Here is a 21774-nt window from a genome sequence, read left to right as displayed (position 1 = left end):
TTCCCAAAAAATATAAGAAAACAGCCTAGTTCAATTAGAGCTAAGCTGTTTTTGTTTATGCAAAATTATCTTGTTTAATATAGCGATAGATGGCAATGATTAATACTAGAATTGAACAAGCCATGCCCACATAGGCCATCGTTCCAATACGCACGGCATTATTGGCAGCTTCTCGAGCCATCTGATTCTCCATCGCGTAGCCAACTACCCATTTTCTCATCAAAAGGGGTGTCAGAATAAAACTTACGGTTGTGATCAGTGAAGTAACTAAAGTCGCATTTCTTGAATAAGGCTCTCTAAAGAATTGGGCCAAAACGCAAAAAGCTGGAGCAAGCATTAACAACATAATCCAAATAATAATCCAGCGACCAGAATTACTATTCATCATCTGTGCACTATTGGTGGCATAGCGATATGAACTCCATAATTGCCCACCAGTCACCGTATTCAGCAAGTTTAAAAAGTACGAGCCACGTTGACCATAGATGCCACCACTATTAGACAAGGCACCTTGAATGATCTGGAAGCTATCTGTTGACCCAGCTGATGAGAAGTCTACGGTAACTACCTGCTTCATATAGGTAGCTAAAAACATTACAACGGAACCACCAAGCTCTAATGCTCGCAACATGCTTAATTTTCTTGATGCCTTCAGGTGAAATTCTAAACTTAACACCTGATGTGGGTGATGACTGTGACCAATAATGAAAATACCAGCAATCACCACTAGCAATAAGATGAGTAAGGCCCACCATAATTTAATCATGGCTAAGAATAGGGCTAAAACGATAATTGCCACTGAAACATAAGGTCGATCCGAAAAGATAGTCCAGAAGTTCAGCTTTACCTGATGATAATCTTCTCTTGAAGTATCCAGTTTGGTATTAAGTGGTGCAGGATTGCTAATCTTTTTATTTCTAAAAGCCTCGCGACTATTAGCTTGATTCCTGGAATAATTAACCCGCGCTTGATCAGCACTGGTTTGATTATGTTCCTTCTTCATGCGATATTCACGCCGTGACATGTGTGCCATAATACAACTTCTCCCTTCAAGCCATTATCGTAGCACATTATTTACAATATAGTATTAGTCGCAGCCAGAATTGAAGAAAATTTTAGCATTTGAAGCATATGTTACAATAAGCATTATTAACCAATTTTTTGAAAGAGATGACTTTTTGACTGCAAAAATACGCAATTTACCAGCTGGCTGGCATAAAGCATTTTACACCCTTTGGCTAGGATGTTTTATTACTGGAATGGGCTATTCAATGACCATGCCCTTTATTTCATTATTTATTTCTGATTTAGGTAATTATTCTAAGTTACAAATCAACCTATATTCAGGATTGGCCTTTGCCATGACTTTTATTGCCCAGGCAATAGTTTCGCCTTATTGGGGTAATTTAGCCGACCGTAAAGGTCGAAAGTTAATGTGCATGCGGGCTTCTGGGGTAATGGCTTTGACGATTACCTTAACTGGTTTTGCTCCTAACGCAATTTATATCGTTATTATGCGTTTTATTCAGGGTGCTTTTTCTGGCTACATTAACAACGCAACTGCACTGATGGCTAGTGAAACGCCGCATGAACGTAGCGGCTGGGTGATGAGTCAAATGATGACTGCTGGTACTGCCGGCAACTTAGTTGGCCCACTTCTTGGTGGTGCCTTATCTAGTTTCTTTGGCAACATGTTCGGCGGTGCCTGGGGTTATCGGATTCCTTTCTTCATCACCGGTGTGCTCATGTTCATCGTCTTTTTAGGAACGACCTTCTTGGTTCACGAAGACTTTACTCCTATTTCTCGTGAAAAGATGAAGCCGATGGGCGAGATCATGCGAAGTCTGCCTAGTGTTAAATTGATTATCGTAATGTTCATTACTACAATGTTGGTCCAATCTTCAACGATGTCAATTGACCCTATCGTATCATTATATGTAAAATCGATGATGCCACACGGCAGCAATGTCGCCTTTGTAGCAGGTGTCGTTGCCGCAACGCCGGGACTGGGCACATTAATCGCGGCATCCCGAATTGGCCATAAGATGGATGAAATTGGTCCATTACGTGTACTTAGAACTGGTTTGGTTGTTGGTCTCGTTCTGTTTATTCCAATGGCTTTGACAAATAATCCTTGGGTATTAGCTGTACTGAGGTTTTTCTTAGGAATTGCTAGTGCGGGGATGTTGCCAGCAGCTCAAACCGTTTTAACTTTAAACACACCACAAGAAAGCTTCGGTCGAATTTTCTCTTATAACCAATCTTTCCAAGCAGTTGGTGCAGTTTTAGGATCATTACTTGGCTCAACTATTTCTGGTTTTTCAAATTACGCTACAGTCTTCTGGGTAACTGGATTTACACTTCTGCTTAACTTTATCCTTGTTTTGATCTTTGCTTGGGGTATTTCTTATCGTGATCGTTAACAAAAAAAGCTTGAGCTAAGAACTCAAGTTTTTATTATGCCGCGATTTTCTTATAAAGTTGATACATCTTATCGTCATAGGCACACAGCGTTATCTCTAATTGATAATCTTTATTTTCAGCTTGCCAAGCGGCAATTGTGTCATAAGCTATCTGCGCTGCCCTTTGAGCTGGAAAACCAAAAGCTCCGGTTGAAATTGCTGGGAAAATGATACTATGCAGATTGGCTTTTTTAGCTAAATTAAGAGAATTACGGTAGCATGACTTAAGCAGATCAACGTCTCTCTTAGCACCAGAATAAACTGGACCTACCGTATGGATTACATGCTTAGCCGGCAAATCGTAGCCTTGAGTTATTTCAGCCTCTCCAGTATGACAGCCATGCAAAGCCATACATTCTTCTTGCAAATGCGGACCAGCTGCCGCATGGATTGCGCCATCGACGCCACCACCGCCAAGTAGAGAATTATTAGCAGCATTAACGATGGCATCGGCCTTCATTTTAGTAATATCACCTTGAATAATTTTTATTTTTTTCATTCTTTACTATCCTCAGAAATCCAATAATTTCTTGCTATGTATATTTTAACATCAACACGAGTGTTATTAATTCTTTTAGGCAAACTTCTAGTGATCATTTTTACTTTATAGGGATAATCTAGAAAAAGTTTTGCACACATGCAAAATGGGTTGTATTAATATTCAATTTTAGTATTATGTGAATGAATAATACCTGCTTATCCCATCTTATATATTTTCAAAATCACGAGGTCTTTAAACTATGATCAAAAAAATCAGAATAGTGTTATTTGTCATTTCATCCATTTTACCAGCAGCTGCTATATATACTTTATTTATGAATATACCTAAAGGCGATTTTAGCATCAAAGATTCACCGATTATTATTTATTTTTTATGTATCTTTGCTACTGGGATTTTACTTCTCTTTCCTAATCTAAATTATTTACTGCTTAGTATTTCTACACTACTATTAATAATTACCATAACTATTAATAATTACCATAATCGCATGGATTAAATTTCCACAAATATGGATTATTTACACGCCGTTTATTGTCTACTTAGGATTGAGCTTAGTGTTAGGATATTATTCACTAAAAAATCAATCTAATAATAATCTTATGCAAAAATGACATTGCGTTTACTTGCCGGGTAATTTTAGACAGCGTAGCTGGAGTTATTATTTTCTCACACAAAAACGCCCTATCCAAACAGATAGAGCGTTTTTAGCATAAGCAAATTTTTGATTAACCCTTGTCAGCACCAGCAGTAATTCCGTTAACGTAGAACTTCTGCATGAAGACGAACAAGATCGTAATAGGAATCGCGATGATTACACACCCTGCAACGAATTGTGCGAAGTATGCAGTCGCGTTACCCTTAGCCGTGTGAACCATGTTGTATAGTCCATAGGCAACCGTGTAGGTCTTGGCGTTTCCTGAGGTTGAAAGAATAATACCTGAGAAAATGAAGTCTGTCCATGGAGCAATGAATGCAGTCAAAGCAGTGTAAACGATCATTGGCTTTGAAAGTGGCAAACCAATGTGTAAGAATACTTGCCACTTAGTAGCACCGTCGATTTCAGCAGCTTCGTCGATTGATCTAGGAATCGTATCAAAGAAACCTTTAGCAACGTAGAAGCCTAAGCCGGCACCACCTACATAAACTAGGAACAACCCAAAGAGGTTTAACATATTAAGTCCCTTTAAGATGTAGTACAAAGCAATCATTGACATGAAGCCTGGGAACATCCCTAAGACCAAAGCAATTTGCAAGAATGGTTTTCTAAATGCGAAGCGGAGTCGTGACAAAACATACGCAACTGAAATAGTTAAGAAAGTTGAAACAATCATTGAAGCGATTGAGACAATTAAAGTATTAATGATCCAGTTGCCAAATGGGTATTGTGGATTAGTGAAAATCCCAATATAGTTTTGCAACGTGAATTGTTCTGGCCAGAAGGTCGAAACAAACCCCGTATCATTGTATGAAAAACTTGCTAAGACGATCCACACAATTGGCAGTATCCAGAGAATTGCTAATAGAATTAGCAGGATATACCGAAAGATTAATGAGAGCCGTCTTTGATTTGAATAAGACTTCATGTGTTAGCCCTCCTTGAAAGCATTGGTGTGTCTGTACGCAATCAGCGAAACAACCGCACTAATAATAAAGATTAAGATACCTAGAACAGCTGATGCGTTATAACGTTGCTCTTGCCCGAAGGTCAAGTTATATAGCCACGTTACCAGCAAGTCAGTCGACCCGGCGCCGTTATAATTACTGTTCATTGGTGCCCCACCGGTCAGCAAGAAGATAACGTTGAAGTTATTAATGTTACCAATGAATTGTTGGATCAATGAAGGAGCCATTACAAATAGGATTTGTGGGAAAGTAATTGAACGGAAGATTTGTGCTGCATTAGCACCGTCAATTTTGGCAGCTTCAATTTGATCTTGCGGCAAGTTTTGAATAATCGCGGTTGAAACCAACATGGAGACTGGAATACCGATCCACATGTTAACGATAATAACGGTAATTCTGGCAACTAATGGGGAAGCTTGGTTGTCAATAAAGTGAATTGGCGAACTGATCCAGTGCAGATTCATCAAGATGTTGTTCAAGGCACCCTGATAGTCTAAGAATTGAGCCATCATCAACAGTGATACGAATTGTGGGACAGCCCAAACAATTACGAAGACCGTTCTCCAAAATGCCTTATGTTTGATGCCTTTTGATTCAATCAGCATTGCAAGCAGGACACCGAAGAAGAATGTAGTTGCAGTCGCAGCTACAGCCCAGATCAAGGTCCAGCCTAAGACTGGGAAGAAAGTACCAGCTAAGTCACCACTTAAAACATTCCCGAAGGCTTTAAAGCCAGTCCAAGAGAATGCGATCGGGTGTTGACGATCATAGTTGGTAAATGCCATTGAGATCATGAAGACCGTTGGCAAAATCGTGAAGAACAAGATTCCAAGTAATGGGATAACCATCAAGGTTGCGTGCAAACGCGTATCAAACAAGCTCTTGATTTCTTCCATATTGGTTGGAATGTGTTCACCGTCACGCTTTAAGATGTAGTTGTGTCTGGTTGATCTTAAGTTAACAATGTAAAGATAAATCATTGCAATACATAAGATAATTGCCAGTACCCCAAACAGCAGAATCAAAACAGAGTTTGAAGGCTGCTTGGTGATATAAACGCCTTGTGCAGCATCATAGACAACTTTTTTGCTTTTAATAGAACCTAGTGTAGCTAATACGCCTAAAGTTGAAATACCGCTGAAGATGAACCAAACAAGGAAAACAACTTCCGAGAGTAAAAGTGCTAACCCTTTTACCCATTGCTTATTGGCCAAGGCGTTACTACCCATAATCAAGAATGATAACTTAGTAGCAATATCGCCTTTGGACCATACTTCGCTATATTTTGCTTTAGGAGCTACATGTTTTTTCTTTAGAAACATAACTTCTCCCCTTCTTAGGCAAAAAGGTTGGGGTTATTAGCCAACCTTTGCTTATGCTTTAAGAAATATTATTTTAATTATTTCTTAGAAATATCTTTTTGCAACTTAGCAAGCTTTGCCTTGTATTGTGAAGGCTTAATCTTGCCGTCGTAAGTACCACTGATAAGTGGAGCTGATTCGTTCCAGAATGTTGCCATTTGTGGAAGCTTAGGTTGTAATACTGAGTTACCTGGTTTAGCCATTTCAATTATAGCTTCAGCCACTGGGTCATTCTTAACAGCGCTTGAGTTTACAGCAGTCTTAAGTACTGGGATTTGACCAGCTTCCTTGTGAGCGATTAATTGTGCCTTCTTGTTAGTAATGTAAGCAGCTAAATCTGAAGCAGCCTTAGCGTTCTTGGTGTGTGAGTTAACTGCGAAACCTTCGATACCAAGGAATGCTTGCATTTGAACAGTCTTGCCGCCAACTTCAATCTTAGGATACTTAGCAACACCGAAGTTCTTGCCCAAGATCTTCTTAATGTTAGCAGCGTTCCATGGACCATCAAGGATAGCTTGTGCGTTACCCTTCTTCAATTGGTTCAAAGCGTTTGAAGTTTGCATTACGCCCTTGTTCTTCTTTTGAGCTGCGTACCACTTCAAAGCATTAACACCGTTTTGTGAATCGAAGGTTGAACCCTTAAGGTCTTCACCGCTAGCACCATAAAGCTTTATACCTGCTGAGAACATTACTGGCCACATTACGTATGCGTTAGTAAAGTCAGTAGCTACAACACCCTTAGAAGTTAAAGTCTTCCAGTCCTTAACATCATTTGCGGACAACTTAGACTTGTTGTAGTAAATGGTTTGTGCTTGTTGTGCGTATGGGAATGCGTAAATCTTGTTCTTCCAAGTTACACCTTCTGAAGCAACCTTAATGTAGTTAGCCTTAATATCCTTAGTTGCTTCTGGTGAAAGTGGGTTAATGTAACCAGCTTCAGCCATTTGACCTAATTGGTCGTTAGGAACTTCAAATACATCGGCAGCCTTTGATGGGTCCTTACCAACATCAGTCTTAGCGTTAGCTGAACCGTTAGGACTTTGAACAACACGAACCTTGATATTCTTGTTCTTCTTAGTAAAGTCCTTAGCAATTTGCTTGTAGTAAGGAACTTGCTCAGTATCAACCCAAAGAGTTAAGTTAGCTTTCTTGCTTGAGCTATTACTACTACTTGATGAGTTGCTTGAACCGTTTGAACAAGCTGCTAATGACATAGCTGCGAGTACTGCAGCACTACCTAAAGCCATTTTCTTCCAAATCTTCATGACTTTTCCTCCTAAAAATCAAAACAATAAACAATTCTTAACAACAGTAGCCTTTGCTACATATGGTTGTAAGCTTTAATAAAATTAGTTAACGATCGTCTTGGTGCTGTCTTTGTCAAAGAAGTGAGCCTTGTTAACATCGAAGCCCATCTTGACCTTGTCACCAGGCTTATGATAATCACGTGAATTTACGATTGCAGTAAATTCAGTACCATCAACTTCTTGGTGAAGCTGAATGGTTGCACCCAGAAGCTCTGAAACAACAACCTTAGATTCAATGACTGAATCTGGCCAAGTTTCCATAAATGCTTCTTCTGAGTGAATATCTTCTGGACGAATACCGAAGACTAAATCCTTATCGTTGTAGCCCTTTTCGTCAAGCATCTTAGCCTTGCCTTCAGGGATACCGATATTCAGACCCTTGCCGTCTGAAATTCGTCCGTCCTTATAATGAACATTGAAGAAGTTCATTTGAGGGGAACCAATGAATCCGGCAACGAACATGTTCACTGGCTTGTTGTAGACCTCAAGTGGCGAACCGATTTGCTCTACTCGGCCAACAGACATAACGACAACTCTGTCAGCCAAAGTCATTGCTTCAGTCTGGTCGTGGGTAACATAAATAGTAGTGGTACCCAAGTCCTGGTGCAATTTAGCAATTTCGGTACGCATTGTTACACGCAGCTTAGCATCAAGGTTTGACAAAGGTTCGTCCATTAAGAAGATAGGTGCCTCACGTACAATCGCACGTCCTAAGGCAACACGCTGACGCTGACCACCGGACAAAGCACCTGGCTTTTTATCCAAGTACTCTTCTAGGCCTAACATCTTAGCAGCCTTCTTAACCTTGCCGTCAATTACGTCCTTAGGCGTATGGCGAAGCTTCAAGCCGAAAGCCACGTTGTCATAGATCGTCATGTGTGGATACAAAGCGTAGTTCTGGAAAACCATCGCAATGTGTCTATCCTTTGGCGCAACATCGTTCATAACCTTATGATCGATTTCCAAAGTACCCTTGCTGATATCCTCTAGACCAGCCACCATTCTCAAAGTCGTTGACTTACCACAACCTGATGGACCAACGAATACGATAAATTCCTTGTCCTTAATGTGTAAATCAAAATCATTTACAGAATACTTATCGTTGCCTGCGTATTTCTTGTAAATATGGTTTAAATCAACCTCAACCATTGTTTCCCCTACTCTCTAACTTTTATTTTTCTTCAAAAACTTTTTCAATCTCACTCAGCTTCAAATCCGCTGTAGTTGGAACGATATAGTCTGCTTCATGCAAAAGATCCTTATCACCAATGCCAACTGCAAATTGACCAGCAGCCTTGATTGACTCGACCCCAGCCTTGGCATCTTCAAAACTGATTACTTCATCAGCTTTAAGCCCGGCAATTTCTTGCGCCTTTTCATAAATCTCAGGATCCGGCTTGCCGCGATGCAAAGTTGCAGGATCAACAATGCCATCGAACTCATCCATAATGCCTAATCTAGTTAAAATCTTAGGGGCATTCTTGGAAGCTGAAGCAATCACCATCTTTAAGTTTTGCTTTTTAGCATCTGCTAAAAGTTCTGGAATGCCTGGCAAAATATCCTTAGGCGTCATCGTTTCAACTTGTTCAACGAACTTAGCGTTCTTTTCCGCCGCAAACTTTTCTTTTTCTGCTTCAGAATATTTATCTTCTTGGCCACCGTACTTCAAGATTAATTCCAGTGAATCCATTCTTGAAATCCCACGTAAGCTATCAAGTTGAGCGTCAGTTAAAGTGATGCCCAATTCTTTAGCTAAATTATTCCAAGCAGTCAGGTGAAACTTAGCCGAATTGGTTAAAACACCATCTAAATCGAATAATAATCCTTTAAGCATTTTGCGTTTCACCTTCTTTAAGAGTAAGTTTCTTGTCTTTAACTAAGACATCTAAATCATCACCCTTAAGCAAGGTGATCTTAGTGTCTTGGTGATCTACATAAACTTCAATTAAACGACCACGGTAGTTAATCTTGAAGCTGTAATGATCCCAAGCATCTGGCACGAATGGATTGAACTTCAATTGATTATGGTCATAACGCATCCCTGCGAAACCTTGAACAATTGCCAGCCATGAACCGCTCATTGAAGTGATGTGCAAGCCGTCAACCGTATCATTGTTGTAGTTATCAAGATCAAGTCGAGCCGTTCTTTCATAAAGCTCAACAGCCTTCTTTTGCTTGCCTAACTCAGCAGCCAAGATCGAGTGGATACATGGTGAAAGTGAACTTTCATGAACTGTCAATGGTTCGTAGAAGTCGAAGTTCTTTTCTTTTTGTTCCTTAGTGTATTGATCATTCAAGAAGTAAATGCCTTGCAAAACATCGGCTTGCTTGATGAATGGTGAGCGCAAGATCTTATCCCATGACCAGTGCTGATTAATTGGACGTTGATCTTCAATTTCGCTAACCGGACGGATGTCTTTATCAAGAAAGTCATCTTGCTGTAAGAAGATGCCGCGTTCTTTATCTTCTGGTAAGTACATCTTATCAACGATGTCTTGCCATTTAGCTTTTTCTTCTTCAGTAACGTGAACTCTTGCTTGAGCTTCCTTAGTTGCCAGTGGCAAGCGCTTCAAAGTATATTGCAGAAGCCATCTTGCCATTGTATTGGTGAACCAGTTGTTGTTAACGTTATTTTCATATTCGTTAGGACCCGTTACGCCGTGCATGACGTACTTGTTACGCCACTTAGACCAGTGAACTCTAGCTGCCCAGAATCTTGCGGTGCCAACTAAAACGTCCATACCTTCATTCTTAACGTAGCTATCATCACCGGTGTAATCAGTGTACATAGCAATTGCATGAGGAATATCTGCATTTCTGTGAATTTCTTCGAAGGTAATTTCCCATTCGTTGTGGCATTCAATTCCGTTAAAGGTAACCATTGGGAACAAAGCTCCTGGAAGACCTTGCTCTTTAGCATTATGGTAAGCACCTGGCAATTGATCGTGCCGATATTGCAGCAAAGCTCTTGGAACGCTTGGATCAGTTACACATAAGTACATTGGAACAATGTAAGCTTCGGTATCCCAATAAGTAGCACCACCGTATTTTTCTCCAGTAAAGCCTTTAGGACCGACGTTTAATCGTTCATCTTCACCGTAGTAAGTCATGAACAATTGACAAATGTTAAAGCGAATACCTTGTTGAGCGGCATCATCACCGGAAATCTCAACATCTGACTTATCCCAGCGCTTCTTCCAAGCTGCTGTATGGTCAGCTAAGTTATCTGCAAAGCTCTTTGATTGCAGCTTCTTCATTAAGTCCGCTGCAACTCCAGCTTGATCTTCATCCTTAACGTCGCGGCTAGTTACTACAATGACGTCTTTTTCAAGTTCATAGCTTTCGCCTTCATTTAAGTCAATTGAAAGCTTTTCGCTTAATTTAGCCTCTTCAGTAGAAACATCGCCTTCTACCGTTTCACCGTTATGACGTAAGCCTTGTTTAAGCAAAACAGTAAATTGAGGAACGTCATATGGATTTTCCTTAGTTTGGACTTGAATGGTTCTTGCATCCTTGTCTTCACCAAGTGGCAACCAGAAGCGTTCGTCGTAATTGCTGTCTTCATTAACAACGGTGCCATCTAACGAGGAATAAAAATCAATCTTGGCATGTCCTTCAAGTACAGTTGCCTTAACCTTGATTAAAGCAGCTTCTTTTTGAATGATATAAAGGAAGCGTTCAAATTCAAATTTAACTTTGACATCTTTTCCTTCATAAATGAAGCTTCTTGAAAGAAGTCCTTGGTGCATGTCTAATGCTAATTCAAAATCATCAAACTTAACTAGGGCTAAATCTAGCTTCTCGCCATTAATTGTAATGCCGATACCGATAAAACTTGGTGCGTTTGGGGTCTTGCCAAAGTACTTTGGATAACCGTTCTTCCACCAGCCTACACGAGTCTTATCTGGGAACCAGACACCTGCAAGGTAAGTTCCTTGCAAATGATCACCAGAGTACCCTTCTTCAAAGTTGCCTCTCATACCCATATAGTCATTACCGATTGCAGTCATGCTTTCCTGCAGCCGTTTATTATTTGGATCGAAGTTATGAGTGATGACCTTCCAAGGGTCAATTTCAAAAATTCGTTTCATTTGTTATCTCCCGCAATATTTGAGGTGCTCTTTTGTTTGCGCTTTCATTATATTTGAATTGAAAGCGGTTTACAATATTAAAAGTACTGTTAACGGTATCAAGATTTATTGCAAAAAAAGAAGATAGAACTTCATCCATCTTCTCGATCTGGCTTATTATAAGTAACTTTTACTGAACACTGATTACAAAGCCTTTTGGAGCTAATTGATTATTTTCATAATCTTGGCTAAAAGTATCTGCACAACTAATCTCTACTGGTTCGTTCGTAGTGTTAAAGTATGCGTGAATACTCTCTTTTTCTTCACGAATGACCTCAATCAGACCATTTTCTGTTACGCGTAACTGAATCGTCCCTTTGCCAAAGGTTTCGTCATGGTCTAACCGGAATTTAATTAATTGATGCACTCTTTGCCAAACCGGACCATCTTCCTTAGACCAATCCATTGGTTTACGGCAATCAGGATCATTGCCACCAGTCATGCCCATTTCCGTACCATAGTAAATACATGGACTGCCTTTTTGCATAAATTCAAATGTCAACGCCTGCAAAGCTAAATCTTGATCACCATTAGCCACCGTTAAAATCCTCGCAGTATCGTGAGAATCCAGCATATTCATCATGGCCGCGTTGGTTGAATCACGATATTTCATTAACTGGTCGGTTAATCGTCTAGTCATTTGCAAAGCGGTTAACTTATGCTTGAAGAAATGATCTTCAATCTGCAAAGTATAAGGATAATTCATGACTCCAGTGAACTCATCGCCATTCAGCCATGGCCGAGCCGAGTGCCAGACTTCGCCGACGATGTAGAAGTCAGGCTTGATATCTGTGACAGCCTTGTGGAATCTCTTCCAGAAATGATGGTCTACCTCATTAGCTACATCCAAGCGCCATGCATCGATATCAAAATATTTTACCCAGTAGGTAGCAATCTCTAATAAGAAGTCTTGCACTTCTGGATTAGCAGTATTCAGTTTAGGCATATGCTTTTCAAAGGCAAAAGTGTCAAATTGCGGATTACCTTCGCCCTTCGCAGGGTTGCGATATGGCTCAACTGGATATTCATTAATATGGAACCAACTAGCAAAGCGCGAACTTGGTCCATTTTTAACCACATCCTGCCATTGCATTGAATGGTCACCTAAGTGATTAAAGACAGCATCCAACATGACTTTCATCCCGCGGGCATGTGCTTCATTAACAACTTTGGCAAACAAGTCTTTGTCACCAAAATCGGGATCCACTTGAAGGTAGTCGATCGTATCGTATTTATGATTAGAATGCGCCTTAAAAATAGGACAGAAATAAATACCGTTGACGCCTAATTTCTTTAAGTAATCTAAATGATCTAATACCCCTTGCAAGTCGCCACCATAAAAGTCCTCGCGACCCGGATGATCACTAGAATTCCAAGGCTTGGTACCCTTAGGATCATTGGATTTATCCCCATTAGCACAAAACGTTCTGGGAAGATCTGATACCACACGGTATGCCTTACCCATTCTGGGGTCTTAGCCATATCAATGTCGTGGCAGTACGGCACCTTAAAGTAAGAACCGTCTTCCATCAAGGCCGACTCAACATCACTGCTAATTGCACGATCACCATAAACTACGCTAGTCCCATCTCTACCAATCACCTCAAAAGAATATTTCAAGCGGTGATATGGTGCTGTCAACGTTGCGCCCCAATGATCTTCAACTTGGCCTTCACCAATCTTATCCATCACGATGGTTTGCGCCTCAGTTAATGGCAAGTAATTGTCACAGTAGTGCACAATTACTTTTTCTACATCATTCTTAACGCTATGGAAGCGAACGCGTACATGAGTAGGATCAATTACAAAACTATCTTCGCTTTCAGTTCGGTGCTTTAAAGCTGCTAATTGCATCTGTTAGTTCTCCTTTTTCAACACAACGCCTGCATAAGGCATCAAAGTTAACTTCCCATCAGTTAACTGATATTCTCCCGCTTTTAATTTTTCCTCGGTATATTTCCCGGGAACTGTAATCACTGTCTTTTGATTGCTCAATGATACGGCTACAATCGCGCTCTCATCGCCTAAGTCACGCTGATAGACATAACTATTTTTATCCGTTGCAATCATATAATAAGTACCATTTTGGAATAGCTTCTCTTTTTTCAAAGTCAGCATCTGCTTATAAAAGCTGTACATGCTGCCAGCAACATTCATCTCACTAGCAACTGTAGCATCGTTTTGACTAATGCCTGTTAACCATGGCGTGCCATCAGTGAAGCCGTGATTCTTCGTATCGTCCCAGCACATCGGACCCCGTGCCGGCAATTTATGATTATCGCTAAGCATTGCCATAGCATCTTTTTTGCTTAAAAATTGCTCCGCATCCTTTAGCCACGGCTTAACCGTTTGATCTTCAAACTGCTCTGCATGCGTAAAATGCAGGTTTTTCATTCCTAATTCTTCACCATAATAGATAATCGGAATACCGCGCTGCAAATACATCAACATCGCTAGACTCTTAGCCTGAGTTTGCGTCTTGGCAACTCGAGTCGCAATTCTAGCCATATCATGGTTATTCCAATACAAAGTTGGCTGCGACACCCCCGCTAAAGTCTGCTGCCAGACAACCTGGTTTTGCTTAAAGGCGGTGAGATCTAAATCCTTAGGTTGATATTGTTCTGAAAAACGTGGATCGATCTTAGACTCATCATCAGTAAAGTAGCGGAACGTGATAACGCTATCCATCAAATGATTACGCCGATTAGTGTAGTCAACGGCCAAATTAACGCTGGCACTAGCGGCTTCACCTAATAACAATGCATCTGGATAGTCCTGCTTGATTTGCTCGCAAAACGGCCGCATCCATTCTTGAACTTGGGGCAAATTAGCAAAAAATGGTTCCGCGATTACTGGCTGATCATCGTCAGTTTTAGTAGGATAATTTTGCCTTAAATCTGCCTTGCCAATATGAATAAAAGCATCTAGCCGTAAGCCATCAATGCCTTTTTTGAGCCAATATTCCGCTACTTCTAGCATGGCGTGGCGAACCTCTGGATTTTTCCAATTCAAGTCAGGCATGCGCTTGTCAAACAAGTGGAAATATGATTGCCCCGTTCCTGCTGGATCAGGATCCCAAACGCTACCGCCAAAGAAGCTGCCCCAGTTGTTTGGCCGCTTGCCATCATGTCCAGCAAAGATGTAGTAGTCACGGTAAATGCTATTAGGATTCTTGATTGCATCTTGAAACCAAGGATGTTGATCAGAAGTATGGTTTAAAACAAAATCCATGATGAGATGAATTCCTGCTTGATGCAGGTCCTTAATTAAGTTTTCCATATCTTCCATCGTTCCCATATGTGGATCAATGGCGAAGTAATTTGAAACATCATAGCCATTATCTACTTGAGGGGAAATGAAGACTGGGTTTAGCCAAACCGCATTGACGCCTAGATTTTGCAAATAGGGAATACGCTGGCGAATCCCATTAAGATCACCGATGCCATCACCGTTGCTATCTTGAAAAGACTTAGGATAAATTTGATAAATAATTGCATGATCGTACCAATGTGCCATAATTTTTTCCTCCATCCATAGTTTAGTTGAATAAAGAAACCGGTTTCAATACAATCTTGCCTGTTAGCGGTATCAAAAAAAGCATCCCCTTTAGGGATGCCTTTAAAAATAATCTTTTTATCGCGTTAAACGAATAACTTCACGTGCAATCATCAGCTCTTCATTCGTTGGCACAATCAAGGCTTTCACCTTAGAACGTGGTTTAGAAATAAACTTTTCACCATCAGTTCGGTTAGCCTTAAAGTCAGGATCAAGACCTAAGAATCTCAATGAAGCCATAATTCCCGCACGAATGCCAGGATCATGTTCGCCAACTCCAGCCGTGAAGACGATTCCATCAACACCATCCATCTCGGCCGCATAGGCACCAACATACCGAACGACTCGGTTAATAAAGATCCGGCGGGCCAACTTAGCGGACTTCTTCTTGCTTTCAATCAAGTCACGCATATCAGATGAAACGCCAGAGATGCCTAGTAATCCAGAATCATGGTTTAGCATATCGACAACTTCGTCAATTGACATGCCAGTTTTCTTCATCAGACGCTGAACAGCTGACGGATCAAAGTCTCCGCTACGAGTACCCATCGTTACCCCAGTTAATGGACTGAAGCCCATTGAAGTATCAAATGACTTGCCATGCTTAACTGCTGTAATTGAGGCACCAGAGCCTAAGTGACAAACGATTAGACGAACAATGTTAGGGTTTTTGCCCATCATTCTAGCAGCACGTGGAGCAACATAATCAATTGAGATGCCATGTGCACCGTACTTACGAATGCCATAATCCTTGTAATACTTATAAGGAATTGAATATAGATAATGAACTGGATCAAGGCTAGTATGATAAGAAGTATCAAAAACCGCTACTTGAGGCACATTAGGGATGGTTTCCTTAAATGCCTTAATTCCCATTGCTTCAGGAATATTATGCAGTGGTGCCAATTCACCTAGATCAAAAATTTGCTGCAGCTTTTGATCATCAATTATGGCAGAATCCTTGAAGATTTCACCACCATTAACTACCCGATGGCCAACACCAGCAATTTCTTTTAAATCTTTAACCACATTAAACTTTTGCAAGTCTTCCATTAACAGTTTCACTGCAGCTGCTTGATCGGGAATCGACGTATTCTTAATGTATTCCTTGCCATTGCTCAACTTAATTTTGAAAACGGCATTATCCAATCCCACACGATCAGCCATTCCCGATGCGATTACCTTTTCATCTGGGAATGAGAAGAGTTTGTATTTAAAAGATGAACTACCTGAATTGATTGCTAAAACTTTTTTCATATTTTTGACCTCTATTCACAATTCATTATCTATAATTTATCTCTGATTTAAGTATAGCGCTTTCATGTTGGCGATAAAAACTTTTTCTTAATTATCTGGTTGTTTGCCGTCTGATTAATTCTGGCTTAAGCATAATCTCGCCTTGAGGCGATCCTGATTGTTCAATCTTCTGTAATAGCATCTTAGCCAGCATTTCACCCATCTTAAAGATCGGCTGCTTAATCGTGGTCAATTTAGGATTGGAAACTTGATCCAAAAATACGCCATCAAAGCCGATAATACCGAAATCATTAGGAATTTTGGCTCCGCGATTTTGCAACTCACGTACTACTCCGACCGCGATTCGATCACTGGCACAAATAAAGCAAGTATCTTTTTTTAACTCAGAGAAATGATCATGAATAATCTGTTGCGCGCAATGACTATGATTAGGCACACGATAAATCTGCGGAATTAAACGATGCTGCTGCAGCGTATTGATATAACCAGCTTCACGTGAATATTCAAATGGCTCCTTAAGATCAATACCAATAAAAATGATATGCTTATACAGCCGGTCTAATGCGTATTGCGTTGCAATTTTCTCAGCAGTTTGATTGTCAGTATCGACAAAGTCATAACCACGGTGATTCTCGCCGAACAAGACAAAAGGCTTGTCCAACTTGTCAAACATCTCATAATCATCATTACGTGCACCCGTGATCAAATAGCCATCTGCCTGTCCTCTTTCAATATGCTCTGGATCAGTTACTAACTGCATGGCATATTGCTTAGTATTCAGCCCGCGAGCAAAGCCAAATAATAAATTCATGTAATACGGCTCAGTCGTATCGATATCTTCTAAAGTAACAAACTTCACCACATTAGTACGGTTATTGACCAAGGCTTGAGCGATAGAGTTAGGACGATAATTCAATGATTTCATCGCCTTTTCTACCATCCCGCGTAATTCCGGCGTGACCTGCTCCGGATGGTTGATTACACGTGAAACAGTCATTTTTGAAACGTTTGCTTCTTTAGCTACATCAGTTAATGTTGTCATTTTCTTCCTATTCTAAATACATCTTTCTAAAACGATCTAAATCGTGTTGACTAAAACCTAGTTCTTTCTTAAAAAATGCATCAAAACTGCCCCAGCCTTTACGGATGGTCTCAGTAATGCCGCGAATAGCTGGCCCTTCGCCCTTGGTGATATTCATCTTCGAGACCAAGCTTGCGATCTCATTATCATCGGGGAACTGCTTAGCTATGGCAAAATCATATAGCTCATTAGTCAATAAATAATCTCGTGCAATAGTATCATCATCTACACCTAATGCCGTCAAGATTAGGGCAGACGTCATACCAGTTCTATCCTTGCCAGCACTGCAGTGATAAACCAGTGCATCTTCAGGTGGCAACTCAATTAATTCCGCAAAAATTCTAGCAAATTCATGCTGGCTGTGCGTATTAAGCAAAACCTGCTGATAGATCTGCCCTAGCCAATTATCACCCATATCAGGAATATGATGAACGAAGCGATAGAGCTTGTTGTCGCCTTTATTCTTCTTGCGATCTTCAGAATAAATATGCGCGTCTACGTAGCGCACGCCAGGCCAAGAGACATCCGGAGATGCATTTTGTTCATATTTTGAACGCAAATCAATATCAACGGTGATACGACGGTCAGCTAATTTTTGTTCATCTTTTTCAGACAAGGAGCTAAGTGAATCAGAACGATATATTTTGTTCCACTTGACATATTGACCCTTGTCATTCTTGTAACCACCAATATCTCTAAAGTTAAGCGGCCCATCTAATGCAAGTATTCTATCATGCTTCATTCTTGCTCAACGCCTTTCTTTGTGAAAATGTTAATATAGTACTTTTATTATAGCAAAAAAGAGTTGATCTTGATCAACTCTTAGGATTTACTCTCCATGTGCAAAAACCTGCGTTGCTTTAATTGCCCGTTGCCAACCAGCATACAATTTAACTCGTTCCAGATTGCCCATCTTGGGTTCAAAGGCTTGCACAATCGTGAAAATATGCTTTAATTCAGCAATATTTTTCCAATAGCCTACAGCAAGTCCAGCCAAAAATGCGGCACCCATACTGGTTGTCTCTAAAATCTTAGCTCGTTCAATTTTAGTATTCAGAATATCTGCTTGAAATTGCATCAGGTAATTATTATTGCTAGCCCCACCATCAACGCGCAAAGTTGGAATTTTAATACCGGAGTCTTTCTGCATAGTATCAACTACATCCCGCGTCTGATAAGCCAACGACTGCAGCGTTGCCTTAATCATATCTTTATCCGTAGTTCCACGTGTAACACCAAAAATTGCGCCACGTGCTTCCGCATCCCAATAAGGCGCACCTAGTCCCGTAAATGCTGGTACGACATAGATTTCATTCTCAGAGGTTGATTCATAAGCCGCTTGTTCAGAATCTGGCGCATGCTTAATCAGCTTCATCGAATCGCGTAGCCATTGGATTGCACTGCCAGCTACGAAAATTGAACCTTCTAGAGCATAAGTGATTTTACCGTTGATACTATAGCCAATTGTAGTTAATAAATTATGATTAGAACTAGTAGCCTTTTCTCCAGTATTCATCACAATGAAAGCACCTGTTCCATAGGTGTTTTTAACCATTCCAGGCTTTAAGGCTAATTGACCAAATAAAGCAGCCTGTTGGTCGCCAGCCATCCCGGCAATGGGTACAGTACCACCGAAGAACATACAATCTGCCGTTTTGCCATACACTTCAGAATTAGAATGAACTTCGGGCAACATTTGCTTAGGAATATTAAGCAACCGCAGAATATCTTCATCCCATTTAAGGGCATGAATGTTAAAAAGCATTGTCCGTGAAGCATTGGTATAATCCGTCACGTGCTGCTTGCCATTCGTCAACTTCCACATTAACCAGCTATCAATTGTGCCAAATAAGAGTTTACCCTGTTCTGCTTTTTCCTGCGCACCAGGTACATGATCCAAGATCCAACGAATTTTCGTTGCACTAAAATATGGATCAATGATCAAGCCAGTTTTCTCCCTAATTTCTTCGCTATAACCCCTTTTTTTCAGTTGCTCAGCTAATCGTGTCGTCTGCCGTGATTGCCAAACAATGGCATGATATATTGGCTTGCCTGTATCTTTATCCCAGACAACTGTCGTTTCTCGCTGATTGGTAATGCCCACTGCGGCAATTTGACTAGGCCAGATGCCCGAGTTGATAAAGGCATTGGCAATAGTCGTTTGGACCGCTATCCAAATTTCATTAGCATCATGCTCCACCCAGCCAGGTTCTGGAAAATATTGCGTGATTTCCTTTTGAGCTACTGCTACTTTTCTCCCCTGATGATCGAAGATAATCGCCCTCGTTGAAGTAGTTCCTTCGTCAATTGCTAAAATATATTGTTCGGCCATTCCTATATCTCTTTTCTTTAAAAGCGTTTTCTTATAAGTTTACTGTTTTTTAGGTGCAGATTCTAGCAGTTCCTCTACTATCTAAGCTATAATTTTCATAACTACAATAATAAGAGGTGCAAGAATGATTAAAGATCAAAAAATTGTGGTAACTATTGCAGGTAACGACAGCGACGGCAGTGCGGGCATGCCAGCCGATTTGCATTCTTTTTATGCACGTGGCGTTTACGGCATGGGGCTAATGACTGCCGCAGTAGCTGGCAATACTAAGGGTATTTTTGCTCAACAGATTATGCCGGTAGACTTTATTCAAAAGCAGTTTGACGTATTAAATGACGACTTCAAGATTAATGCGACTAAGACGGGGATGCTAGCTAATAAAGAAATTATCGACTGCGTTGCCGACAACTTAGAAAAATACGATATGGGTAAAATCGTGCTTGATCCAGTGATTATCACCAAGCATGGGGCTACTTTGCTTGACGACGATGCTTATCAAACTTTTCTAGATCGACTATTGCCACTTGCTGACGTAATTACGCCTAACTTTTATGAACAACAAAAATTGACTGGTTTAAAGTTAAATAATATGGAAGAAATTCATCAAGGTGCTGAATTGTTGCAAAAGATGGGTGCTAAGAATGTTTTGATGAAGGGGCGTCATGACACGGATCAACCTGAAGTAACCGACATTTTGCTTACTGAAGACGGCGAATTTCATGAATTCACCAAACCGCACTTTAAGACCGACCGCGTGAACGGTACTGGTGACACACTCTCTGCTGTCATTGCAGCAGAACTGGCTAAGGGGAAATCAATTATCGATGCCGTCAAGATCGGAAAAGATTTTACCTATGAAGCTATTTCGCACCCGATTGATGTTGGTTCTAAGTGGGGTCCGATTAATCATTGGGCTGCGGAAGATAGTGTGGGATAAGAAATAATCATCTAGTTAATCAAAAAAACTAGATGATTATTTTTTGTAAACTATTTTCTGTTTTCAAAAATTTTGTAAAGGACAATAGCTATAATTGCACCACACAATGTACTCACTAAGGCATTAATCCAAAAATTAAACAAATGTGGTGAAACCAAAGTAGTATATTATCCTTTATGTTAGAAAATATTAGCTCTCTAATTCGAATTAACATATTCAAGCCATTATACCCTAAAATCTTTAGCAATTGCCTTTTACATAATATCTACATATTTTACATGAACAAAATGACCAAAGAAGAATTAGAAGCGAGATTGGCTAAACATGCAGAAGAAATGGATAATGGTAAAAGCCTCAGTACCAAAGAAATATTTAAGAAACTAGATAAGCAGTTAGGATTATCAAAATAGTGCTGATTAAAGCAAACCACTACTAATCCTTTGCCCCACTTTCGCTATTAAGCTATACTAGACAGAAGAAATCAAACGAATTAAGGGACAATAATATGAGCGATAAATTAATCAAAATTGCATATCTTTACGAAGACTTGATGAACACTTACGGCGATTCCGGCGACGTCAAGATCCTCAGCTTTTTACTTAAACGCGAAGGCTATGACACTCAAGTAGACAACATCTCATTAGGCGATCAATTCAATGCCTTTGCCTATGACTTTGTCTTCTTCGGCGGTGGCCAGGACTTTGAACAAACTGTCGTTGCTAAAGACTTACCACGCCACAAAGAAACATTGGAAAAGTACATTAATGAAGATAATCCAATGCTTTGCATCTGTGGTGGCTATCAATTAATGGGCAGCTATTATAAGACTAACTCAGGCGTTACTATTCCTGGGTTAGACATCCTGCCTTTGCACACGGTCTTCAAGAGCGATAAGCGAATGATCGACGATACGCGTTACATAACCGAATGGGGCGAAGTTAAAGCTTTTGAAAATCATTCAGGTCAAACTTACTTTGATAATAAAGATAAGCTGCATCCCCTCGGCGACATGATCGAAGGCTATGGCAACAACCCACAAGATCACGTCGAAGGCCTGCGCTACCGCAACTTCATCGGTTCATACTCACACGGGCCACTTCTAAAGAATACTAACGTAGCCAACGCTATTGTAAAAATGATCATTAAACGTCATGATGAACGCATGAAGCAAACTGAACCAATAAAATAAAAAAGGCGAAATCCTCAAATTTGGATTTCGCTTTTAAT

17 protein-coding genes and 1 pseudogene are annotated in these 21774 nt (G+C 40.3%); 4 read left to right on the top strand and 14 right to left on the bottom strand.

The annotated features are described in order from the left end of the window. Positions 1 to 55: 55 nt before the first annotated feature. Positions 56 to 1033: a hypothetical protein gene (locus tag BLP58_RS06800; RefSeq protein WP_013854849.1), complete on the bottom strand. Its 978-nt coding sequence runs from the start codon at positions 1031 to 1033 to the stop codon at positions 56 to 58. Positions 1034 to 1178: 145 nt separating this feature from the next. On the opposite strand from BLP58_RS06800, the gene BLP58_RS06795 reads away from it, so the two are divergent. Next, a complete protein-coding gene (locus BLP58_RS06795) occupies positions 1179 to 2423 on the top strand; it encodes an MFS transporter (protein WP_025084240.1) in 1245 nt (414 codons plus the stop codon). 34 nt (positions 2424 to 2457) lie between these two features. On the opposite strand, the gene BLP58_RS06790 is transcribed toward BLP58_RS06795, so the two are convergent. The 13 genes and pseudogenes from BLP58_RS06790 to glpK all read right to left on the bottom strand — a co-directional run bounded on the left by BLP58_RS06790 (position 2458) and on the right by glpK (position 19610). Beyond that, a complete protein-coding gene (locus tag BLP58_RS06790; RefSeq protein WP_013854851.1) occupies positions 2458 to 2961 on the bottom strand; it encodes an O-acetyl-ADP-ribose deacetylase in 504 nt (167 codons plus the stop codon). Between the two features lie 728 nt (positions 2962 to 3689). Further along, complete coding sequence (locus BLP58_RS06780; RefSeq protein WP_013854852.1) at positions 3690 to 4547, bottom strand: sugar ABC transporter permease; 858 nt, start codon at positions 4545 to 4547, stop codon at positions 3690 to 3692. Positions 4548 to 4550: 3 nt separating this feature from the next. Further along, positions 4551 to 5909 (bottom strand): carbohydrate ABC transporter permease, encoded by a 1359-nt coding sequence (locus BLP58_RS06775; protein ID WP_013854853.1) that lies wholly within the window; start codon positions 5907 to 5909, stop codon positions 4551 to 4553. 77 nt (positions 5910 to 5986) lie between these two features. After that, positions 5987 to 7213 carry an extracellular solute-binding protein gene (locus BLP58_RS06770; protein WP_013854854.1) on the bottom strand — a complete coding sequence of 409 codons (1227 nt, stop codon included), beginning with the start codon at positions 7211 to 7213 and terminating at the stop codon, positions 5987 to 5989. Between the two features lie 84 nt (positions 7214 to 7297). Next, the gene (locus BLP58_RS06765; protein ID WP_013854855.1) at positions 7298 to 8404 is read right to left on the bottom strand and encodes an ABC transporter ATP-binding protein; all 1107 of its coding nucleotides are present in this window, start codon (positions 8402 to 8404) and stop codon (positions 7298 to 7300) included. Between the two features lie 22 nt (positions 8405 to 8426). Beyond that, positions 8427 to 9089, bottom strand: coding sequence for a beta-phosphoglucomutase (pgmB, locus tag BLP58_RS06760; protein ID WP_013854856.1), 663 nt, complete (start codon positions 9087 to 9089; stop codon positions 8427 to 8429). Beyond that, on the bottom strand, positions 9082 to 11346 hold the full coding sequence (locus tag BLP58_RS06755; protein WP_013854857.1) for a glycoside hydrolase family 65 protein: 2265 nt from the start codon (positions 11344 to 11346) through the stop codon (positions 9082 to 9084). The genes pgmB and BLP58_RS06755 overlap by 8 nt, the downstream gene beginning before the upstream one ends. A gap of 169 nt (positions 11347 to 11515) precedes the next feature. Further along, positions 11516 to 13239: pseudogene (locus BLP58_RS06750) on the bottom strand (glycoside hydrolase family 13 protein). Positions 13240 to 13242: 3 nt separating this feature from the next. Continuing rightward, complete coding sequence (locus BLP58_RS06745; RefSeq protein ID WP_025084242.1) at positions 13243 to 14901, bottom strand: alpha-glucosidase; 1659 nt, start codon at positions 14899 to 14901, stop codon at positions 13243 to 13245. A gap of 117 nt (positions 14902 to 15018) precedes the next feature. Continuing rightward, positions 15019 to 16197 carry an acetate/propionate family kinase gene (locus BLP58_RS06740; RefSeq protein WP_013854858.1) on the bottom strand — a complete coding sequence of 393 codons (1179 nt, stop codon included), beginning with the start codon at positions 16195 to 16197 and terminating at the stop codon, positions 15019 to 15021. Positions 16198 to 16288: 91 nt separating this feature from the next. Next, complete coding sequence (locus BLP58_RS06735) at positions 16289 to 17239, bottom strand: LacI family DNA-binding transcriptional regulator (RefSeq protein WP_013854859.1); 951 nt, start codon at positions 17237 to 17239, stop codon at positions 16289 to 16291. Positions 17240 to 17246: 7 nt separating this feature from the next. Beyond that, the gene (locus tag BLP58_RS06730; protein WP_013854860.1) at positions 17247 to 18020 is read right to left on the bottom strand and encodes a tyrosine-protein phosphatase; all 774 of its coding nucleotides are present in this window, start codon (positions 18018 to 18020) and stop codon (positions 17247 to 17249) included. A gap of 87 nt (positions 18021 to 18107) precedes the next feature. Then, entirely contained in the window at positions 18108 to 19610 is a 1503-nt protein-coding gene (glpK, locus tag BLP58_RS06725) for a glycerol kinase GlpK (RefSeq protein WP_013854861.1), read from the bottom strand. Between the two features lie 124 nt (positions 19611 to 19734). Between glpK and thiD the strand changes: the two genes are divergently transcribed. The 3 genes from thiD (at position 19735) to BLP58_RS06710 (ending at position 21736) form a co-directional block, all read left to right on the top strand. Beyond that, positions 19735 to 20547, top strand: a complete 813-nt coding sequence (gene thiD, locus BLP58_RS06720) for a bifunctional hydroxymethylpyrimidine kinase/phosphomethylpyrimidine kinase (protein WP_013854862.1) — start codon at positions 19735 to 19737, stop codon at positions 20545 to 20547. 287 nt (positions 20548 to 20834) lie between these two features. Beyond that, entirely contained in the window at positions 20835 to 20957 is a 123-nt protein-coding gene (locus tag BLP58_RS12385; protein ID WP_013854863.1) for a hypothetical protein, read from the top strand. Between the two features lie 95 nt (positions 20958 to 21052). Next, positions 21053 to 21736 (top strand): type 1 glutamine amidotransferase, encoded by a 684-nt coding sequence (locus BLP58_RS06710; protein ID WP_013854864.1) that lies wholly within the window; start codon positions 21053 to 21055, stop codon positions 21734 to 21736. Positions 21737 to 21774: the final 38 nt, after the last annotated feature.

It is taken from the genome of Lactobacillus kefiranofaciens, from assembly GCF_900103655.1.
Taxonomy (GTDB): Bacteria; Bacillota; Bacilli; order Lactobacillales; family Lactobacillaceae; genus Lactobacillus; species Lactobacillus kefiranofaciens.
The sequence above is the reverse complement of the archived record's forward strand: the minus strand, read 5'-3'. Positions and strand labels throughout refer to the sequence as shown.

Coding starts and splice junctions, on each gene's coding strand:
- BLP58_RS06800 (WP_013854849.1), bottom strand. CDS start 1,033: ATGGCACACATGTCACGGCGTGAATATCGCATGAAGAAGGAACATAAT.
- BLP58_RS06790 (WP_013854851.1), bottom strand. CDS start 2,961: ATGAAAAAAATAAAAATTATTCAAGGTGATATTACTAAAATGAAGGCC.
- BLP58_RS06780 (WP_013854852.1), bottom strand. CDS start 4,547: ATGAAGTCTTATTCAAATCAAAGACGGCTCTCATTAATCTTTCGGTAT.
- BLP58_RS06775 (WP_013854853.1), bottom strand. CDS start 5,909: ATGTTTCTAAAGAAAAAACATGTAGCTCCTAAAGCAAAATATAGCGAA.
- BLP58_RS06770 (WP_013854854.1), bottom strand. CDS start 7,213: ATGAAGATTTGGAAGAAAATGGCTTTAGGTAGTGCTGCAGTACTCGCA.
- BLP58_RS06765 (WP_013854855.1), bottom strand. CDS start 8,404: ATGGTTGAGGTTGATTTAAACCATATTTACAAGAAATACGCAGGCAAC.
- pgmB (WP_013854856.1), bottom strand. CDS start 9,089: ATGCTTAAAGGATTATTATTCGATTTAGATGGTGTTTTAACCAATTCG.
- BLP58_RS06755 (WP_013854857.1), bottom strand. CDS start 11,346: ATGAAACGAATTTTTGAAATTGACCCTTGGAAGGTCATCACTCATAAC.
- BLP58_RS06745 (WP_025084242.1), bottom strand. CDS start 14,901: ATGGCACATTGGTACGATCATGCAATTATTTATCAAATTTATCCTAAG.
- BLP58_RS06740 (WP_013854858.1), bottom strand. CDS start 16,197: ATGAAAAAAGTTTTAGCAATCAATTCAGGTAGTTCATCTTTTAAATAC.
- BLP58_RS06735 (WP_013854859.1), bottom strand. CDS start 17,239: ATGACAACATTAACTGATGTAGCTAAAGAAGCAAACGTTTCAAAAATG.
- BLP58_RS06730 (WP_013854860.1), bottom strand. CDS start 18,020: ATGAAGCATGATAGAATACTTGCATTAGATGGGCCGCTTAACTTTAGA.
- glpK (WP_013854861.1), bottom strand. CDS start 19,610: ATGGCCGAACAATATATTTTAGCAATTGACGAAGGAACTACTTCAACG.
- thiD (WP_013854862.1), top strand. CDS start 19,735: ATGATTAAAGATCAAAAAATTGTGGTAACTATTGCAGGTAACGACAGC.
- BLP58_RS12385 (WP_013854863.1), top strand. CDS start 20,835: ATGACCAAAGAAGAATTAGAAGCGAGATTGGCTAAACATGCAGAAGAA.
- BLP58_RS06710 (WP_013854864.1), top strand. CDS start 21,053: ATGAGCGATAAATTAATCAAAATTGCATATCTTTACGAAGACTTGATG.